Raw genomic sequence first — 15870 nt, 5'->3', positions numbered from 1 at the left:
TCCCGGCCCGAGGCGCTGGACGCCCGAGCCGGACGGCCGACACGGAGCGCCGGGGCCCTGATCGCCGGCCTCCGGCCCGGCCGCCTACGCTCCCCCGTGCCGCAAGCGCTCACTGTCTCCTCATTGATGGCCAGAGGCGGCGACACCGTCGTACTGAGGGACGTCCTCGACATCAAGGAGGACGTGTACGCCGGCGATTTCAAGGTCGAGCTGTCCCAGGGGTTCGCGGGGAACTCTGCCGGACGGGTCGAGGAGTACGTCGCGGAACCACATGAGCCCGCACCCCCCGTGCCAGGGCGACGCGCAAGCAACAGCCCCAGCCCGAAGGGCTGTTCCCGCAGCCGGGACACAGCACGCGCGGTGAACAGACGGTGCGCAGCAAGCCCTTCGAAACCTAGCGTGAGTTCGTGCGGAACGCGCCCACCAACACGGCCGTGGCCGCAGCCCTCGACGCGTTGATCGAGGCTGGTGACAAGCTGTCCCCGGCCGCCGTCGCGGCGGCCGCCCAGGCCGCCACCGGAAAGTCCGAACGCAACCCGCAGCGGTTCGTCACCATGCTCGAACGGCTGCTCAACGTCGACGGCAGCCCGTGGACGAGGGCGGACGCGCCAAGTGGAGCGGGTTCGGTCCGGACCGCGTCCGTTCCTTCTCACTGACCCGGGCCGCCCGCGAGGTCCTGCTGGGCGCCGATCCCCCGGTGCGGCTCACCCGCCGGGGTGAGGCGAAGCTCGCCGAGGCCCGGGAAGCGCACCTGGCCGTGGTGCACCCGGCAGGGACCGTCATGACCCGCCGCAGTGACGACGACGTGCGCTGGTGGACGTGGGCCGGTCACCGGGCGAATGCCACGCTGGCCGCATCGCTGCCGTCCGTCGTCCTGCGCCACCGTTTCGTCGACGACCGCTTCGTCCGCCTGCGCGACGATGTGACGCGGGAGTCCTGGCGGACGGCCGTCGCGGACGCCGGGCCGGGCCTGGCCTGGCCCTTCCCGAGGTGGACGCCCGTGCGGTCCGGGGCCTGAACGAGGCCCTGCCCCAGCGGCTCGCGGAGGCTACGCTCGCGGCCCGCCTGGCGGACGAGGAGGGAGCCCGAGCGGCGCTCACGGAGCCAGTGCGCTTCCTCCGATCGCCGTGAGTGTTGCCCGGATCCTTCCGGCGAGGATGCGGAGGACCAGCCCAACCCGCCCGGACACGGCAACGCAAGGTGCCCAGCACCCCCGAGGGGGCACTGGGCACCTCAGCTCAGCGCAGCGCTCAGTGCGCGTGGCCGTGGCTGTGGCCGGCGGCCTCCGGCTCCTCTTCCTTCTTCTCGACGACCAGGGTCTCGGTCGTGAGCAGCAGGGAGGCGATGGAGGCGGCGTTCTCCAGGGCGGAGCGGGTGACCTTGACCGGGTCGATGACGCCGGCCTTGATCAGGTCGCCGTACTCGCCGGTGGCGGCGTTGTAGCCCTGTCCCTTGTCCAGGTCCTTGACCTTGGACACGATGACGTAGCCCTCCTGGCCGGCGTTCTCGCCGATCCAGCGCAGCGGCTCGACCACGGCGTTGCGGACGACCGCGACACCGGTGGCCTCGTCGCCGGTCTTGTCGAGGTTGCCCTCGAGGACCTTGGAGGAGTGGACCAGGGCGGAGCCACCACCGGAGACGATGCCCTCCTCGACCGCGGCGCGGGTCGCGGAGATGGCGTCCTCCAGACGGTGCTTCTTCTCCTTCAGCTCCACCTCGGTGGCGGCGCCGACCTTGATCACGCACACGCCGCCGGCCAGCTTCGCGAGGCGCTCCTGGAGCTTCTCGCGGTCCCAGTCGGAGTCGGTGTTCTCGATCTCGGCCTTGATCTGGGCGATGCGGCCCTGCACGTCCTCGGACTTGCCGGCGCCGTCGACGATCGTGGTGTCGTCCTTGGTGACGGTGACGCGGCGGGCGGAGCCGAGCACGTCGATGCCGACCTGGTCGAGCTTGAGGCCGACCTCCTCGGAGATGACGGTGGCGCCGGTGAGGACGGCCATGTCCTGCAGCATCGCCTTGCGGCGGTCGCCGAAGCCGGGGGCCTTCACCGCGACGGCGTTGAAGGTGCCGCGGATCTTGTTGACGACCAGGGTCGACAGGGCCTCGCCCTCAAGGTCCTCGGCGATGATCAGCAGCGGCTTGGAGGAGCCGGCCTGGATGACCTTCTCCAGCAGCGGCAGCAGTTCGGTGATGGCGGAGATCTTGCCCTGGTGGATGAGGATGTACGGGTCCTCCAGGACGGCCTCCATGCGCTCCTGGTCCGTCACGAAGTACGGCGACAGGTAGCCCTTGTCGAAGGCCATGCCCTCGGTGAAGTCCAGCTCGAGGCCGAAGGTGTTGGACTCCTCGACGGTGATGACACCGTCCTTGCCGACCTTGTCCATCGCCTCGGCGATCAGCTCGCCGACCTGCTGGTCCTGGGCGGACAGCGCGGCGACGGCGGCGATGTCGGACTTCTCGTCGATCGGGCGGGCCGAGGCCAGCAGGTCGTCGGAGACGGCCTTGACCGCGGCGTCGATGCCCTTCTTCAGGGCGGCCGGGGAGGCACCGGCGGCGACGTTCTTCAGACCCTCGCGGACCAGCGCCTGGGCGAGGACCGTGGCGGTGGTGGTGCCGTCACCAGCGATGTCGTTGGTCTTGGTCGCCACCTCCTTCACCAGCTGGGCGCCGAGGTTCTCGTACGGGTCCTCGATCTCGACCTCGCGGGCGATCGTGACACCGTCGTTGGTGATGGTCGGGGCGCCGAACTTCTTGTCGATGACGACGTTGCGGCCGCGGGGGCCGATCGTCACCTTGACGGTGTCGGCAAGCTTGTTGACGCCGCGCTCAAGGGCGCGACGGGCGTCCTCGTCGAACTTCAGGATCTTCGCCATGGCAGCGGGAGCCCTCTCGGAAATCTGTGGGTGAAAACGCCGCGCCCCGGGCGCCCGGCTTCATATCGATCGCGGGGGCCAGGGGCGCAGCTTCAAGCAGAGAGTCGCTTGAGGTGATTACTTCTCGATGATCGCGAGGACGTCGCGAGCCGAGAGGACGAGGTACTCGTCACCGTTGTACTTCACCTCGGTGCCGCCGTACTTGCTGTAGAGGACGACGTCGCCGACCTTGACGTCGAGCGGCAGACGCTCGCCGTTCTCGAACCGGCCCGGGCCCACGGCGAGGACGGCGCCCTCCTGGGGCTTCTCCTTCGCGGTGTCCGGGATGACCAGGCCAGAGGCCGTGGTCTGCTCGGCGTCCAGCGGCTGGACCACGATGCGGTCCTCGAGCGGCTTGATGGCAACCTTGGAGCTGGCGGTCGTCACGATCCGACCTCCCCCTTCGGAGATCTCACGGGGTTAACTGTCTGAGGTGGCGACCAGGTCGATCCGTCGTCGCGGGTGCCGGACCTGCCCGTCGCGTTTATCTGGCACTCTCCAGGGGGGAGTGCCAGACCCGAGACTATGACCGGGATTAGCACTCGGTCAAGCGGAGTGCCAGTTGCCGTGTGGCGCGTCGGCCACGGACGGCCCGCGCGAGCGCTCCGGGGCCGTGTCTGCCGGGCCGGGATTCAGAGGTAGTCCTCCAGGCGTCCCACCGTCAGTCCCCTGTCCTGGGCCTGCCGCACCACCTGGACCGTGCGTTCCCGCAGGGAGGGGCCCGTCGACTCGTCCGGACCGACCAGGACGATGTCGCCGGGGCGCAGGTGGTGGGGGCCGTGGGTGTAGGTGAGCCCGGCCGGGGTGAGGGCGGCGCGCCACAGGACGAGGGCGGTGATGCCGCAGCCGGCTGCCGCGCGCCGGGTGGTGCGGTCGTAGGAGCCGTAGGGCGGGCGGAAGAGGCGCGGGGTGACGCCGAGGCGGGTGCGCAGGCGGTCCTGCTGGCCGCAGATCTCGGCGCGCTGGCCGGCGTACGGCAGTCCGGCCGGCGCCCGGTGGTCGACGGTGTGGTTCTCGATGCCGGCGCCGAGCGCGTGCAGGCGGGCGAAGTGGCCGTAGCCGGGGGCGGCGACGCTGTCGGTGAGGAACAGGGTGACCGGGAGCCGGAGGTCGCGGACCATGTCGACGAAGCGGGGGTCGCGTTCGGCGCCGTCGTCGTAGGTGAGGAAGACGACCGGGTCGCGGGTGCGGACGTGGTCGGCGACCGGGGGCAGGGCGAAGGCCCCCGGGTGCTCGGCGAGCGGGCGGGCCGGGTGCGCCGGGGAGCGGGCGAGCGGCCGGGTCAGGCCCCAGTGCCGGTAGCGGGGGCCGGGTGCGGTGGCGTGCGGGCGCACCCCTTCGGCGGCCTTCTTGCCGAGGCGTTCGATGGGGTCGACGGACTGGGCGCAGCCCGTCAGGAGCAGGGCCGGGGCGAGGACCGCGGCCGGGCCCCGCAGGCGCCTCACAGGTAGTCCTCCAGGCGGGCCACGGCGTAGCCCTCGCGCGTGACCTTGTTCAGGAAGCGGCGCATGTCGTCGACCATCGTGCCGTCCCAGTCGTCCCGGCCGCGGAAGTGGGTGAGGACGATGTCGCCGGGGTGCAGGCTGCGGTCCCAGTCGCGGTACTCCCAGTGGTCGACGAAGACCTCCTCGTCCCAGATCGGCGCGTACTTGATCCCGCAGGACTTGGCGGCGCGCAGGGTGTCGCCGTTGTAGTTGCCGTACGGCGGCCGGAACACGGTGGGCGCCTTGCCGAACTGCTTCTTCATGACGGCCTGCATCCCGCAGATCTCGTCCTTCTGCTCCTCGTAGGTCAGGCCGGGCAGGTAGGGATGGGTGAGGGTGTGGTTGTTGAGGGTCACGCCCTGGGCCTGCATCCGGCGGAAGTAGCCGTAGTCGTCCTTGACGAGGTAGTTGCTGAGGAAGGCCGAGTACGGCACCTTCAGCTCGCTCATCATGCGCAGGAAGGCCGGGTCCTTCTCGGCGCCGTCGTCGATGGTGAGGAAGACGACCCGCTGCCTGGTGGGGATCGTGGTGAAGACCGGCGGGAGGCCGTCCTCCTGCTGGCCGTCCACCTCGAAGCCGTCCCGGGGGGTGATCTCCGGTTTCCTCGCCGGCGGTGCGGGGGGTGTGAGCGGGACGCGGTCCAGGCCCCAGCGGCGGGCGGCGGCGGCCAGCCGGGCGTGTTCGGCGGCCGCGCGGGCCCGGGGGTCCACGGCCCGGGCGGGCCCGCCGTGGCCGGCGGTGGGTCCGGTGCCGCCGCCGCAGCCGGAGAGGAGGGCCGCGGCGGCCAGGGTGAGGGCCGCGGAGCCCCCGGCCGTCCTGCGGGAGGTGCTCACGGCGAGCCGCGCCCGCTTTTTGTCATTTTGTACTACTGCTCGCATGCTGCCGGATCCTCGCAGGACCCGGCCCGCGATCCCGGCCGACACCGCCGCGCCGGGCGCACCATCCACCGACTGGCCCACAATGACCCGGTGAACGACCTCGCTCTGCTCCTCAGCCCCGAAGGCCGCGCCCTCCTCGACGAGGTGCGGGACACCGAGCCCGCGCGGGAACTGGCCGTGGCCACCCGGCTGCGCCGCGACCACCCGGCCGAGCTGGTCTCGGCCGCGCTCGGCCAGGCCCGGCTGCGGCAGCGGGCGGTGGCGAAGTTCGGGGCCGAGGACGCCGGGCGGATGTTCTTCACCCCGAACGGGGTCGAGCAGTCGACCCGGGCGAGCGTGGCGGCGTACCGGGCGGGACGGCTGCGGGAGCTGGGCGTGACCTCGGTCGCCGACCTGTGCTGCGGGATCGGCGGGGACGCGATCGCGCTGGCGCGGGCCGGGATCCGGGTACTGGCCGTGGACCGGGACCCGGTCACCGCCGCGACGGCCCGGGCGAACGCCGAGGCGCTGGGGCTGGCCGGGCTCATCGAGGTTCGGGAGGCCGACGTCACGGAGGTGGACACCGCCGGGTACGACGCGGTGTTCGTGGACCCGGCGCGCCGGGGCGGACGCGGCCGGGTGTTCGACCCGGAGGCGTACTCGCCGCCGCTGTCCTGGGCGGTCGGGACCGCGCTCGCGGCGCCCCGGGCCGCGCTGAAGATCGCGCCGGGCATCCCGCACGAGGTGGTCCCGGCGGCGGCGGAGGCCGAGTGGATCTCCGACGGCGGGGACGTGAAGGAGGCGGTGCTGTGGTTCGGGACCGGCGCGCCGGGCGCCGTGCGGGCCACCCTGCTGCCCGGCCCGCGCACCCTGCTCGGCCGCGGGCTGCCCGATCCCGCGGTACGGCCGGTGGGGCGCTACCTGTACGAGCCGGACGGTGCCGTGATCCGCGCCCACCTGGTCGCCGAGGTGGCCGAGGAGGTCGGCGGCGGGCTGCTGGACCCGACCATCGCCTACGTCACGGCCGACGAGCCGCGGACCACGCCGTACGCCACCGGTTACGAGATCACCGACCGGCTCCCGTTCAACGTCAAGAAGCTGAAGGCCCTGCTGCGCGAGCGCGAGGTCGGCACGCTGACCGTGAAGAAGCGCGGCTCGGCGGTGGAGCCGGAGGAACTGCGCCGCAAGGTACGGCCGCAGGGGCCGAACGCGGCCACCGTGTTCCTCACCCGGGTCGCCGGGGCGCCGACGATGCTGATCGGCCGTCCGCTGCGCTGACGCCGGCGCACTCCCCCGCCCTGCGCAGCAGCAGCTGCCGCTCCCGCTCGTTGTGGGTGAGGCCCGCCGCACGGAGGAACTCCGCGCGGGCCTCGGCGGTGCGGCCGAGGCGGGACAGCAGGTCGCCGCGGACGCTGGGCAGCAGGTGGTAGTCGCGCAGCGCGGGATCGGCGGCGAGGGCGTCCACCAGCTCCAGGGCCGCCGCGGGGCCGTCGGCCATCGACACGGCGACCGCGCGGTTCAGCTCGACCACCGGGGACGGCGCGCGGACGGCCAGCAGCCGGTACAGGGTGGCGATGGCGCGCCAGTCGGTCTCCTCGTACGTGTACGCGCGCGCGTGGCAGGCGGCGATGGCGGCCTGGAGGGTGTACGGCCCGGGCGGGCCGCTCGCGGTGGCCCCGGCGCGGTCGAGGGCGTGGACCCCGCGCGCGATGAGCATGCGGTTCCAGCGGCGCCGGTTCTGGTCCTTCAGCAGCACCGGTGCGCCGTCGGGGCCGGTGCGGGCGGCGGCGCGGGACGCCTGGAACTCCAGCAGCGCGGTCAGGCCGTGCACCTCGGGCTCCCCGGGCATCAGCGCGGACAGCACCCGGGCCAGCCGCAGCGCGTCCTCGCACAGGCCGGGACGCAGCCAGTCGTCGCCGGCGGTGGCCGCGTACCCCTCGTTGAAGATCAGGTAGATGACGTCCAGCACGGAGCCGAGGCGGGCCTCGCGGTCGGGTCCGTACGGCACCTCGAAGGCGACGTTCTTCGCGGCCAGGGTGCGCTTGGCGCGGACGATGCGCTGGGCGATCGTCGGCTCCGGCACCAGGCAGGCGCGGGCGATCTCGGCGGTGGTGAGGCCGCCGAGCAGGCGCAGGGTGAGCGCGGTGCGGGCCTGCGGGGACAGCACCGGGTGGCAGGCGGTGAAGACCAGCCGGAGCAGGTCGTCGTCGATGTCGTCCGGGTCGGCGGGTTCGTCGTACGCGGGCGGGGCCGTCTCCAGGTCCCGGCCGATCGCGGCGAGTTTGCGGGCGTAGGTCTCGCGGCGCCGGATCAGGTCGACGGCCCGGTGCCGGGCGGTGGCCATGAGCCAGGCGCCGGGGTTGTCCGGCACCCCGTCCCGGGGCCACCGCTCCAGGGCGGCGACGAGCGCGTCCTGCGCCAGTTCCTCGGCGATGCCGACGTCACGGACGAGCCGGGCGACGCCGGCGATCACACGGGGCGACTCCAGGCGGAAGACGGTCTCGATCGCGTGTGCCGCGGTGGGCTGTGTTTCCACAGCCCACATGCAACACCCCGGGTGCGGGAAGGCCAAGCGGGATCAGCCCTCGGCGATCTCCCGCACCTCGCAGGAGACGGTCCAGTACGGCTCGTGGACTTGGAGGAACCGCTTGGTCCACTCCAGTGCCTCGGCCTTGTCCTTGCACTGCATGAGCGCGTAGCCGCCGATGACCTCCTTGCCCTCGGTGAAGGGCCCGTCGGTGACGGAGAGCCTGCCGCCCTCCCAGCGCACCGTGGTGCCCTGGGCGGAGGGCGTCAGCCCGGCGGTGTCGAGCATGACGCCGGCCTTGGTGATCTCCTCGATCAGTTCACCCATCCGGTCCATCAGCTCCTTGCTGGGGCCGCCGGCGGGGGCGGAGGACTCGTCGATGTGGATGATCGACAGGTAGCGGGGCATGGTGACTCCTTCGGCCGGGCGGCGGGGCCTGTCCCCGCCGCTCACCCCTTGCGTCGAACGGGGGCGGCGCACATCGACACACCCGCCGGATTTTCTTCCGCCCTTCTCCGCAGACTCCTGCCTCAGCCTCAGGCCGAACGACGCCTTCTTGTACGGCGCCCCGAACGCCTTCCCGCCGAAGACCGCGGCGATCAGGTCGGCGTGGCCGTCGGGGTCGACGTCGAGCAGCCGGACCTCGTACCCGAAGGCGTCGTACGGCTCGGCGGTGCCGGGCACGCCCTTGGTGTCCTGGCCGAACGCCTGGGCGCCGGCGCCGGTCAGCCCGGAGCGGCTGCCGCGCAGCACGTCGACCACGCCCTCGCCGTTCTCGTCGGGCGCGCCGACCGCCGCGTCGTCGATGCCGTCCCCGGTGATGTCGCCGACGGCCACCGCCTGGCCGGACTTGTCGTTGGCCTCGCGGCTGCCGGGGACCCCGGGAGTGTCCTGCGTGAACCGCTTCCAGGTGGGCCGGGGTGAGGCCGGCGATCCGCGGCGTTCCCGGTCGCCGGCCCGCTCGTCCGCCCGTGTCGCCTTGCTCCACCTGTGGCGTCACGGCAGGAACGTGTGTCCGAACGATGAGGGGACTGTCAGCGGAAGGTGCCCGAGTCGGTTTCTTCGGGAACTCTCGTCTTCCGGCTCATCCCAGCGTGACGGCGGGTACCGGGTTGCTGCCGCTCCAGGACCCGTTGAACCCGAACGTCACCGAACCGCCGTCCGGCACCGAGCCGTTGTACGGGGCGTTGGTGCAGGAGACGGCCGTGCCGGACTGGGTGCAGGTGGCGTTCCAGGCCTGGGTGATCCGCTGGCCCGCGCCGTAGTCCCAGTTCGCCTTCCACGAGGACAGGGAGGCGCCGGAGCAGGAGATCTTCACCTGGCCGGTGAAGCCGGTGTTCCACTGGCTGGTGACGGAGTAGGCGGCGGTGCAGCCGCCGCTGCCCGGCGGCGGGGTGGTGGGTGATCCGCCCAGCGCCTCGGCGATCGCGTAGTAGGCCGGTTTCGGCTGGTAGTTCTCGTCGTACGGCGTCGCCGCCCCGTAGCCCGGGAAGGTGCTCGGCACCCAGGAGTCGGAGTCGGTGAAGCCCCACACGGTGATGTTGACGCACCGGGTCACGGCCGCGCAGGCGGCCACCACGGACGTGAAGTCGGCCGCCTGCTGGGCGAGTTTGGTGCTGTCGGCGGGCAGCTGCATCCGGACGTCCAGCTCGGTGATCGCCACGTCCACGCCGAGGTCGGCGAAGCGCTGGATGTTCTGCTGGAGCGTCGAGGGCACCTGACCGAGGATCAGGTGGGCCTGGAGGCCGACGCCGTCGATCGGGACGCCCTGCTGCTTCAGGGACCTGACGAGGTTGTACAGGGCGGTGGACTTCGCGTTGACGCCCTCCACGTTGTAGTCGTTGATGTACAGCTTGGCGTCCGGGTCGGCCGCGTGCGCCCAGGTCAGGGCGTTGGCGATGTAGCCGGAGCCGAGGGCGTCGGACCAGAGGGTGGAGCGGTAGGTGCCGTCCTCGTTGAAGGGTTCGTTGACGACGTCCCAGGCGGCGATCTTTCCCTTGTAGCGGCCGACCTCGGTGCTGATGTGGTTCTGCAGCAGGCCGCTCAGCTGGGCGGGGGTCCGGCTGCCGTTCGTCAGCCAGCTCGGGTTCTGGTTGTGCCAGACCAGGGTGTGGCCGCGTACCTGCTGGTGGTGGGCCTGGGCGAAGGCCACGATCTGGTCGGCCTCGGTCCAGTTGAAGCTGCCCTGGGCCGGCTCGACGCTCCCCCACTTCATGGCGTTGCCGGGGGTGACGGCGCTGAACTGGGTACCGGCGATGTCGCCGTAGCGGCCGGTGAGTTCGGAGCCGGTGACGGCGGTGCCGACCACCTTGCCCTGCGCCGCCCCGAGGTCGCGCAGCGGGGTGTCGGCGGCATGGGCCGTACCGGTGGACAGGCCGACGGCGGCGACGAGCGCGGCCACCGCGGCGCATAAGGAGGATCTCATGACAGGCGCCTCCGAAAGTTTCGGTTGAGAAACCGATTGACTTCGGAGCAGTGTGGGGTGACCCCCCGCCCCCGTCAATACACGGACGGCTCAGGCCGCCGGGGGCGCGCCCGTGCTCGACCGCACCACCAGACTCGTCGCCAGCTCCACCCGGGTCGCCGCCCGCTCCCGCTGTTCCCGCCCCAGTTCCAGCACCAGCCGGGCCGCGGCCTCGGCCATCTCGGTGAGCGGCTGCCGTACGGTCGTCAGCGGCGGGCCCACCCAGCGGGCCACCGGCAGATCGTCGAAGCCGACCACGCTCAGGTCCTCCGGGATGCGCAGACCCAGTTCGCGGGCGGCCTCGTACAGGCCGAGCGCCTGCAGGTCGTTGCCCGCGAAGACGGCGGTGGGCCGGTCCGGGCGGCGCAGCAGCTCCAGCCCCAGGCGGTAGCCGGCGTCGTGGTGGAAGTCGCCGGCCACGACGAGCGAGGGGTCGGCCGGCAGTCCGGCCGTCTCCAGGGCGGCCCGGTAGCCGTCGACCCGGGCCCGGCTGCACATCATCCGGGACGGGCCGCTGATCGCGCCGATCCGGGTGTGGCCGAGTTCCACCAGGTGGCGGGTGGCGGCGAGCCCGCCCTGCCAGTTGGTGGCGCCGATGGACGGCACGTCCGGGCCCGGGTCGCCGGCCGGGTCCATCACCACGAACGGGATGGACCGGCTGGTCAGCAGCGCCCGCTGGGACTCGTCCAGGCCGGACAGCACCAGCACCACGCCGTGCGGGCGGCGGGCGGCGACCTGGTCGGCCCAGGTCCGGCCGGGGGTGAGCCGGCCGGCCGACTCGGACAGCACCACGCTCAGCCCGGCGTCCCGGGCGGCGTTCTCCACGCCCCGGATGACCTCCAGCGCCCAGGCGCTCTCCAGTTCGTGGAAGACCAGGTCGATCAGGGGCGAGCGGGACGCCTCGGCGCGCCGGCGCCGGTAGCCGTGGACGCGCAGCAGCTCCTCGACGCGGGTGCGGGTCGCGGGGGCGACGTCGGCACGGCCGTTGAGCACCTTCGAAACAGTCGGAGCGGAGACCCCGGCCTCCCGGGCGATCTCGGCGAGGGTCGCCGTCTGCGTTTCTGGGGACTTCGAAGGCTTCATGCCCGCGATCGTATCCCCGCCGGGCCTCTTGACGAAGGGCCTCGCGCGCCATAGGTTCCCGGAACATTCGACGCATCAGTCGAAACATTCGCGGCCTTCGCGGCCCAGCTTGCGAAGCAGAGTCGAGACGGGAGTTCCATGACCACCGCTCCTTGGCGTGATCCCGCCCTGCCCGCCGACGCCCGGGTGGCCGACCTGCTGTCCCGGATGACCCTGGAGGAGAAGGCCGCCCAGTTGTACGGCGTGTGGGTGGGCGCCGCCACGGACGGCGACGGAGTCGCCCCGCTGCAGCGCGAGATGACCGCCGAGTACGACTGGGACGAGCTGATCACCCGCGGCCTCGGCCAGCTGACCCGCTCCTTCGGCACCGCCCCCGTCGACCCGGACGTCGGCGCGCGGGCGCTGGCCCGGGCGCAGCGCCGGATCGCCGCCGCGAACCGCTTCGGCATCCCGGCGGTCGCGCACGAGGAGTGCCTGGCCGGCTTCACCGCCTGGCGGGCGACCGCCTACCCGGTCCCGCTCGCCTGGGGCGCCTCCTTCGACCCGGAGCTGGTCGAGCAGGTGGGCCGGCGCATCGGCCGGGACCTGCGCGCGGCCGGGGTCCACCAGGGTCTGGCCCCCGTCCTGGACGTCGTCCGCGACCCGCGCTGGGGACGGGTCGAGGAGACGATCGGTGAGGACCCGTACCTGGTCGGCACCGTCGGCACGGCCTACGTGCGCGGTCTGGAGTCGGCCGGCGTGGTCGCCACGCTCAAGCACTTCGCCGGGTACGCCTCCTCGGCGGGCGCCCGGAACCTGGCCCCGGTGCGGGCCGGCGTACGGGAGTTCGCGGACGTCACCCTGCCGCCGTTCGAGATGGCGCTGCGCGAGGGCGGCGCCCGCTCGGTGATGGCGGCCTACACGGAGACCGACGGCGTGCCGGCCTCCGCCGACCCGGGGCTGCTGACCGGGCTGCTGCGCGAGGAGTGGGGGTTCACCGGCACGGTGGTCGCCGACTACTTCGGCATCGCCTTCCTGCGGAGCCTGCACCGGGTCGCGGCGGACGAGGCGGAGGCCGCGCACCGGGCGCTGGCCGCCGGCATCGACGTGGAGCTGCCGACCGTCAACTGCTACGGCAAGCCCCTGGTCGCCGCCGTACGCGAGGGCCGCGTCCCCGAGGCGCTGGTGGACCGCGCGGCCCGCCGCGTCCTGCTGCAGAAGTGCGAGCTGGGCCTGCTGGACGAGGACTGGCGGCCGGAGCCGGAGGGCCCGCTCGACCTGGACTCGGCGGCGAACCGGGCGCTCGCCGGGCGGCTGGCCGAGGAGTCGGTGGTACTGCTGGACAACCCCGACGGGCTGCTCCCGCTGGCCCCGGACACCCGGATCGCGGTCGTCGGCCCGCGCGCGGCGGACGCCCTCGCCATGCTCGGCTGCTACTCCTTCCCCTCCCACGTCCTCACCCACCACCCCGGCATCCCGCCCGGCATCGAGATCTCCACCGTGCTGGACGCCCTGCGCACCGAACTCCCCGACGCCAAGGTGTCGTTCGCGGAGGGCTGCGGGGTCGCCGACCCGGACACCGCCGGCTTCGCGGAGGCGGTGGCCCGGGCGGCGGAGGCGGACGTGTGCGTGGCGGTGCTCGGCGACCGCGCGGGCCTGTTCGGGCGCGGCACCTCGGGCGAGGGCTGCGACGCGGCGGACCTGCGACTGCCGGGCGTGCAGGGCGAGTTGCTCGACGCGCTGGTGGCCACGGGCGTCCCGGTGGTCCTGGTGCTGCTCACCGGCCGCCCCTACGCCCTGGGCCGCTGGCACGGCCGGCTCGGCGCGGTGGTGCAGGCCTTCTTCCCCGGCGAGGAGGGCGGACCGGCCGTCGCCGGGGTGCTGTCCGGCCGGGTGAACCCCTCCGGCAGGCTCCCGGTGAGCGTCCCGCGGCTGCCCGGCGGTCAGCCCTGGACCTACCTCCAGCCGCCGCTGGGCCTGGCCGGCGAGGTCAGCAGCCTGGACCCGACTCCGCTGTACCCGTTCGGGCACGGCCGCTCCTACACCGAGTTCGCCTGGGAGGACTTCGCGGGCTCCGCGGCCGACATCGGCACGGACGGCTCGTACGACCTCTCCCTCACCGTCCGCAACACCGGCGACCGGGCGGGCACCGAGGTCGTCCAGCTCTATCTGCACGACCCGGTGGCCTCGGTGACCCGCCCGGACGTGCGCCTGATCGGCTACCGGCGCCTGGACCTGGCCCCGGGCGCCGCCCGCCGCCTCACCTTCCGCTTCCACGCCGACCTGTCGTCCTTCACGGACCGCACGGGAGCCCGGGTGGTGGAGCCCGGCGAGCTGGAACTGCGCCTCGGCCCGTCGAGCGCGGAGGTACGGCACCGGGCGCGGCTGCGGCTGACCGGGCCGGCGCGGGTGGTCGGGGCCGGACGGAGGCTGCACTGCGAGGTGGTGGCGTAGGCGCTGCGGGGTGGCGGCGCGGGCGTGCCGGGAAGTGGCGGGGCGTGGAACGCCGACACCCCGCCGCCGGGAACCCGGGGGCGGGGTGTCGAGTGGAGCGCCGGGCAGGCCTTGCACCTGCATCTCCCCGCAGGAAGCGGGGCGTCTTTCCTTGGACCACCAACGCACTGCGTCCGGGTCGGTTCCCGATTTCCGGGTCCCTGCCGTTCGCTGTGTGATGATCATAGACCAGGTGGGGGGTGCTCGCGCAACCTCAGTGGTCCGGCACCGCCTCGAACCGCCACCGGTGCACGGCCCGGGTCACCAGCTCGGGTCCCGGCTCGGGCAGTTCCGGCAGCGGGGCGTCGTACGGGGCGTCCCACCAGGTGACGACGAGCACCCGGTCCTGCGGCGCGCGGAAGGTCTCGCGGCGCAACGGCTCGCCGGCGAGGGGCTGTTCCCGCACCCAGGCGAGCAGGTCCGCCCCCCGTCCCCCGGCGGCCCGGGCCTCCCACATCAGCGCGACCGTCACGAGTACAGGTTCTCCTTGCCGACCTCGTGCACGTGGTCGTGGCCGTGGCCCGGGACGTGCGGGTCGGTGACCGGCAGGGAGGAGTCGGCCGACAGGTCCCAGCTCGACGCGGCCCGGTTCCGGGCGACCATCTCGGCGCCGAGCGCGGCCACCATCGCGCCGTTGTCCGTGCACAGCTTGGGGCGCGGCACACGCAGCCGGATGCCGGCCGCCTCGCAGCGTTCCCGGGCGAGCGCGCGCAGCCGGGAGTTGGCCGCCACGCCGCCGCCGATCATCAGGTGGTCCACGCCCTCGTCCTTGCAGGCGCGGACGGCCTTGCGGGTGAGCACGTCGACCACGGCCTCCTGGAAGGACGCGGCCACGTCGCGCACCGGGACCTCCTCGCCGGCCGCCCGCCTGGCCTCGATCCAGCGGGCCACCGCGGTCTTCAGACCGGAGAAGGAGAAGTCGTACGCCGGGTCGCGCGGGCCGGTCAGGCCGCGCGGGAAGGCGATCGCCTCCGGGTCGCCCTCCCTGGCGTACCGGTCGATGACCGGGCCGCCGGGGAAGCCCAGGTTCAGCACGCGGGCGATCTTGTCGAAGGCCTCGCCGGCCGCGTCGTCGATGGTCGAGCCCATCGGGCGGACGTCGGAGGTGATGTCCGACGACAGCAGCAGCGAGGAGTGGCCGCCGCTCACCAGCAGGGCCATGGTCGGCTCGGGCAGCGGGCCGTGCTCCAGCTGGTCCACGCAGATGTGGGAGGCGAGGTGGTTGACGCCGTACAGGGGCTTGCCGAGGGCGTAGGCGTACGCCTTGGCCGCCGAGACGCCGACGAGCAGGGCGCCGGCGAGGCCGGGGCCGGCGGTGACCGCGATGCCGTCCAGGTCCCTGGCGCTGACCCCCGCCTCCTTCAGCGCGCGGTCGATCGTCGGGACCATCGCCTCCAGGTGCGCCCGGGAGGCCACCTCCGGCACGACACCGCCGAAGCGGGCGTGCTCGTCGACGCTGGAGGCGACGGCGTCCGCCAGCAGGGTGGTGCCGCGGACGATGCCGACGCCGGTCTCGTCGCAGGAGGTCTCGATGCCGAGTACGAGAGGCTCGTCGCGTGAGTCAGTCATTGATATCGGTTCCTTGTACTGAGGCGGAGCCCGCGGCGGAGCCGCTGCCGGGTTCCGTGGTCAGGCGCATCACCAGGGCGTCCACGTTGCCCGGCTGGTAGTAGCCGCGCCGGAAGCCGATGGGGACGAAGCCGAAGCGCTCGTAGAGCTTCTGCGCGGGCAGGTTGTCGACCCGGCACTCAAGCATCACCTCGTGGCACTCGAACGCGGTCGCCGCCCGCAGCAGCTCGGTCAGCAGCCGGGCGCCGAGGCCGGTGCCCTGGTGGCCGCGGGCGACGGCGATGGTCTGGATGTCGGCCAGCTCGCCGGCGGCGGCAAGGCCGGCGTACCCGACGACCCGGCCGTCGGCGGACTCGGCGACCAGGTAGCAGCGGGTGGCGCCGGCGCCCCGGGCGTGGGCCAGCTCGGACCAGAACATGCCCCGGGACCAGGCGTCCTCGGGGAACAGGTCCCGCTCCAGCTCCAGGACCGGGTCGATGTCCCACCAGCGCATCTCGCGCAG

15 protein-coding genes and 1 pseudogene are annotated in these 15870 nt (G+C 73.1%); 4 read left to right on the top strand and 12 right to left on the bottom strand.

Annotated elements, in window-relative coordinates:
* Positions 1 to 407 precede the first annotated feature (407 nt).
* Positions 408 to 656 (top strand): hypothetical protein, encoded by a 249-nt coding sequence (locus tag IG05_RS45590; protein ID WP_078894403.1) that lies wholly within the window; start codon positions 408 to 410, stop codon positions 654 to 656.
* Complete coding sequence (locus IG05_RS47055; protein ID WP_030345505.1) at positions 590 to 1018, top strand: hypothetical protein; 429 nt, start codon at positions 590 to 592, stop codon at positions 1016 to 1018. Before IG05_RS45590 ends, IG05_RS47055 begins: the two co-directional genes overlap by 67 nt.
* A gap of 232 nt (positions 1019 to 1250) precedes the next feature.
* Here IG05_RS47055 and groL read toward each other — a convergent pair whose 3' ends face one another.
* The 4 genes from groL to IG05_RS0123510 form a co-directional block, all read right to left on the bottom strand.
* Complete coding sequence (gene groL, locus IG05_RS0123525) at positions 1251 to 2873, bottom strand: chaperonin GroEL (protein ID WP_030345504.1); 1623 nt, start codon at positions 2871 to 2873, stop codon at positions 1251 to 1253.
* A gap of 117 nt (positions 2874 to 2990) precedes the next feature.
* Positions 2991 to 3299, bottom strand: a complete 309-nt coding sequence (gene groES, locus IG05_RS0123520) for a co-chaperone GroES (protein WP_004955293.1) — start codon at positions 3297 to 3299, stop codon at positions 2991 to 2993.
* A 245-nt stretch (positions 3300 to 3544) separates the two neighbouring features.
* On the bottom strand, positions 3545 to 4357 hold the full coding sequence (locus IG05_RS0123515) for a polysaccharide deacetylase family protein (RefSeq protein WP_030345503.1): 813 nt from the start codon (positions 4355 to 4357) through the stop codon (positions 3545 to 3547).
* Positions 4354 to 5274 carry a polysaccharide deacetylase family protein gene (locus tag IG05_RS0123510; RefSeq protein ID WP_030345502.1) on the bottom strand — a complete coding sequence of 307 codons (921 nt, stop codon included), beginning with the start codon at positions 5272 to 5274 and terminating at the stop codon, positions 4354 to 4356. The genes IG05_RS0123515 and IG05_RS0123510 overlap by 4 nt, the downstream gene beginning before the upstream one ends.
* Before the next feature lie 90 nt (positions 5275 to 5364).
* Here IG05_RS0123510 and IG05_RS0123505 point away from each other — a divergent pair, with 90 nt between their 5' ends.
* Positions 5365 to 6531, top strand: a complete 1167-nt coding sequence (locus IG05_RS0123505) for a THUMP-like domain-containing protein (RefSeq protein WP_030345500.1) — start codon at positions 5365 to 5367, stop codon at positions 6529 to 6531.
* Here the strand turns inward: IG05_RS0123505 and IG05_RS0123500 are convergent.
* From IG05_RS0123500 to IG05_RS0123485, 5 genes and pseudogenes are all read right to left on the bottom strand, one after another.
* Entirely contained in the window at positions 6479 to 7798 is a 1320-nt protein-coding gene (locus IG05_RS0123500; RefSeq protein WP_051790146.1) for an RNA polymerase sigma factor, read from the bottom strand. The two genes, IG05_RS0123505 and IG05_RS0123500, sit on opposite strands and share 53 nt — an antisense overlap.
* Positions 7799 to 7831: 33 nt before the next feature.
* Positions 7832 to 8188, bottom strand: a complete 357-nt coding sequence (locus tag IG05_RS0123495; RefSeq protein WP_030345497.1) for a YciI family protein — start codon at positions 8186 to 8188, stop codon at positions 7832 to 7834.
* A gap of 351 nt (positions 8189 to 8539) precedes the next feature.
* A pseudogene (locus IG05_RS50650) lies at positions 8540 to 8617 on the bottom strand (hypothetical protein); the annotation flags it as partial.
* Positions 8618 to 8864: 247 nt separating this feature from the next.
* Positions 8865 to 10205 carry an endo-1,4-beta-xylanase gene (locus IG05_RS0123490; RefSeq protein WP_030345495.1) on the bottom strand — a complete coding sequence of 447 codons (1341 nt, stop codon included), beginning with the start codon at positions 10203 to 10205 and terminating at the stop codon, positions 8865 to 8867.
* Between the two features lie 90 nt (positions 10206 to 10295).
* Entirely contained in the window at positions 10296 to 11327 is a 1032-nt protein-coding gene (locus IG05_RS0123485) for a LacI family DNA-binding transcriptional regulator (protein WP_030345493.1), read from the bottom strand.
* 138 nt (positions 11328 to 11465) lie between these two features.
* Here IG05_RS0123485 and IG05_RS0123480 point away from each other — a divergent pair, with 138 nt between their 5' ends.
* Positions 11466 to 13760 carry a glycoside hydrolase family 3 N-terminal domain-containing protein gene (locus IG05_RS0123480; RefSeq protein ID WP_030345490.1) on the top strand — a complete coding sequence of 765 codons (2295 nt, stop codon included), beginning with the start codon at positions 11466 to 11468 and terminating at the stop codon, positions 13758 to 13760.
* A gap of 253 nt (positions 13761 to 14013) precedes the next feature.
* Here IG05_RS0123480 and IG05_RS0123470 read toward each other — a convergent pair whose 3' ends face one another.
* Genes IG05_RS0123470 through rimI form a run of 3 tightly spaced genes read right to left on the bottom strand, consistent with a single transcriptional unit; the run spans position 14014 to position 15861 of the window.
* Positions 14014 to 14271, bottom strand: a complete 258-nt coding sequence (locus tag IG05_RS0123470; RefSeq protein WP_030345488.1) for a hypothetical protein — start codon at positions 14269 to 14271, stop codon at positions 14014 to 14016.
* On the bottom strand, positions 14268 to 15368 hold the full coding sequence (gene tsaD, locus IG05_RS0123465) for a tRNA (adenosine(37)-N6)-threonylcarbamoyltransferase complex transferase subunit TsaD (RefSeq protein WP_030345486.1): 1101 nt from the start codon (positions 15366 to 15368) through the stop codon (positions 14268 to 14270). Before tsaD ends, IG05_RS0123470 begins: the two co-directional genes overlap by 4 nt.
* Positions 15361 to 15861 carry a ribosomal protein S18-alanine N-acetyltransferase gene (gene rimI, locus IG05_RS0123460; RefSeq protein WP_030345484.1) on the bottom strand — a complete coding sequence of 167 codons (501 nt, stop codon included), beginning with the start codon at positions 15859 to 15861 and terminating at the stop codon, positions 15361 to 15363. The genes tsaD and rimI overlap by 8 nt, the downstream gene beginning before the upstream one ends.
* Between the last annotated feature and the right edge of the window lie 9 nt (positions 15862 to 15870).

This window comes from Streptomyces sp. NRRL S-1022, assembly GCF_000720135.1.
Classification (GTDB): Bacteria; Actinomycetota; Actinomycetes; order Streptomycetales; family Streptomycetaceae; genus Streptomyces.
This window is presented reverse-complemented; position numbering and strand designations above follow the sequence as displayed.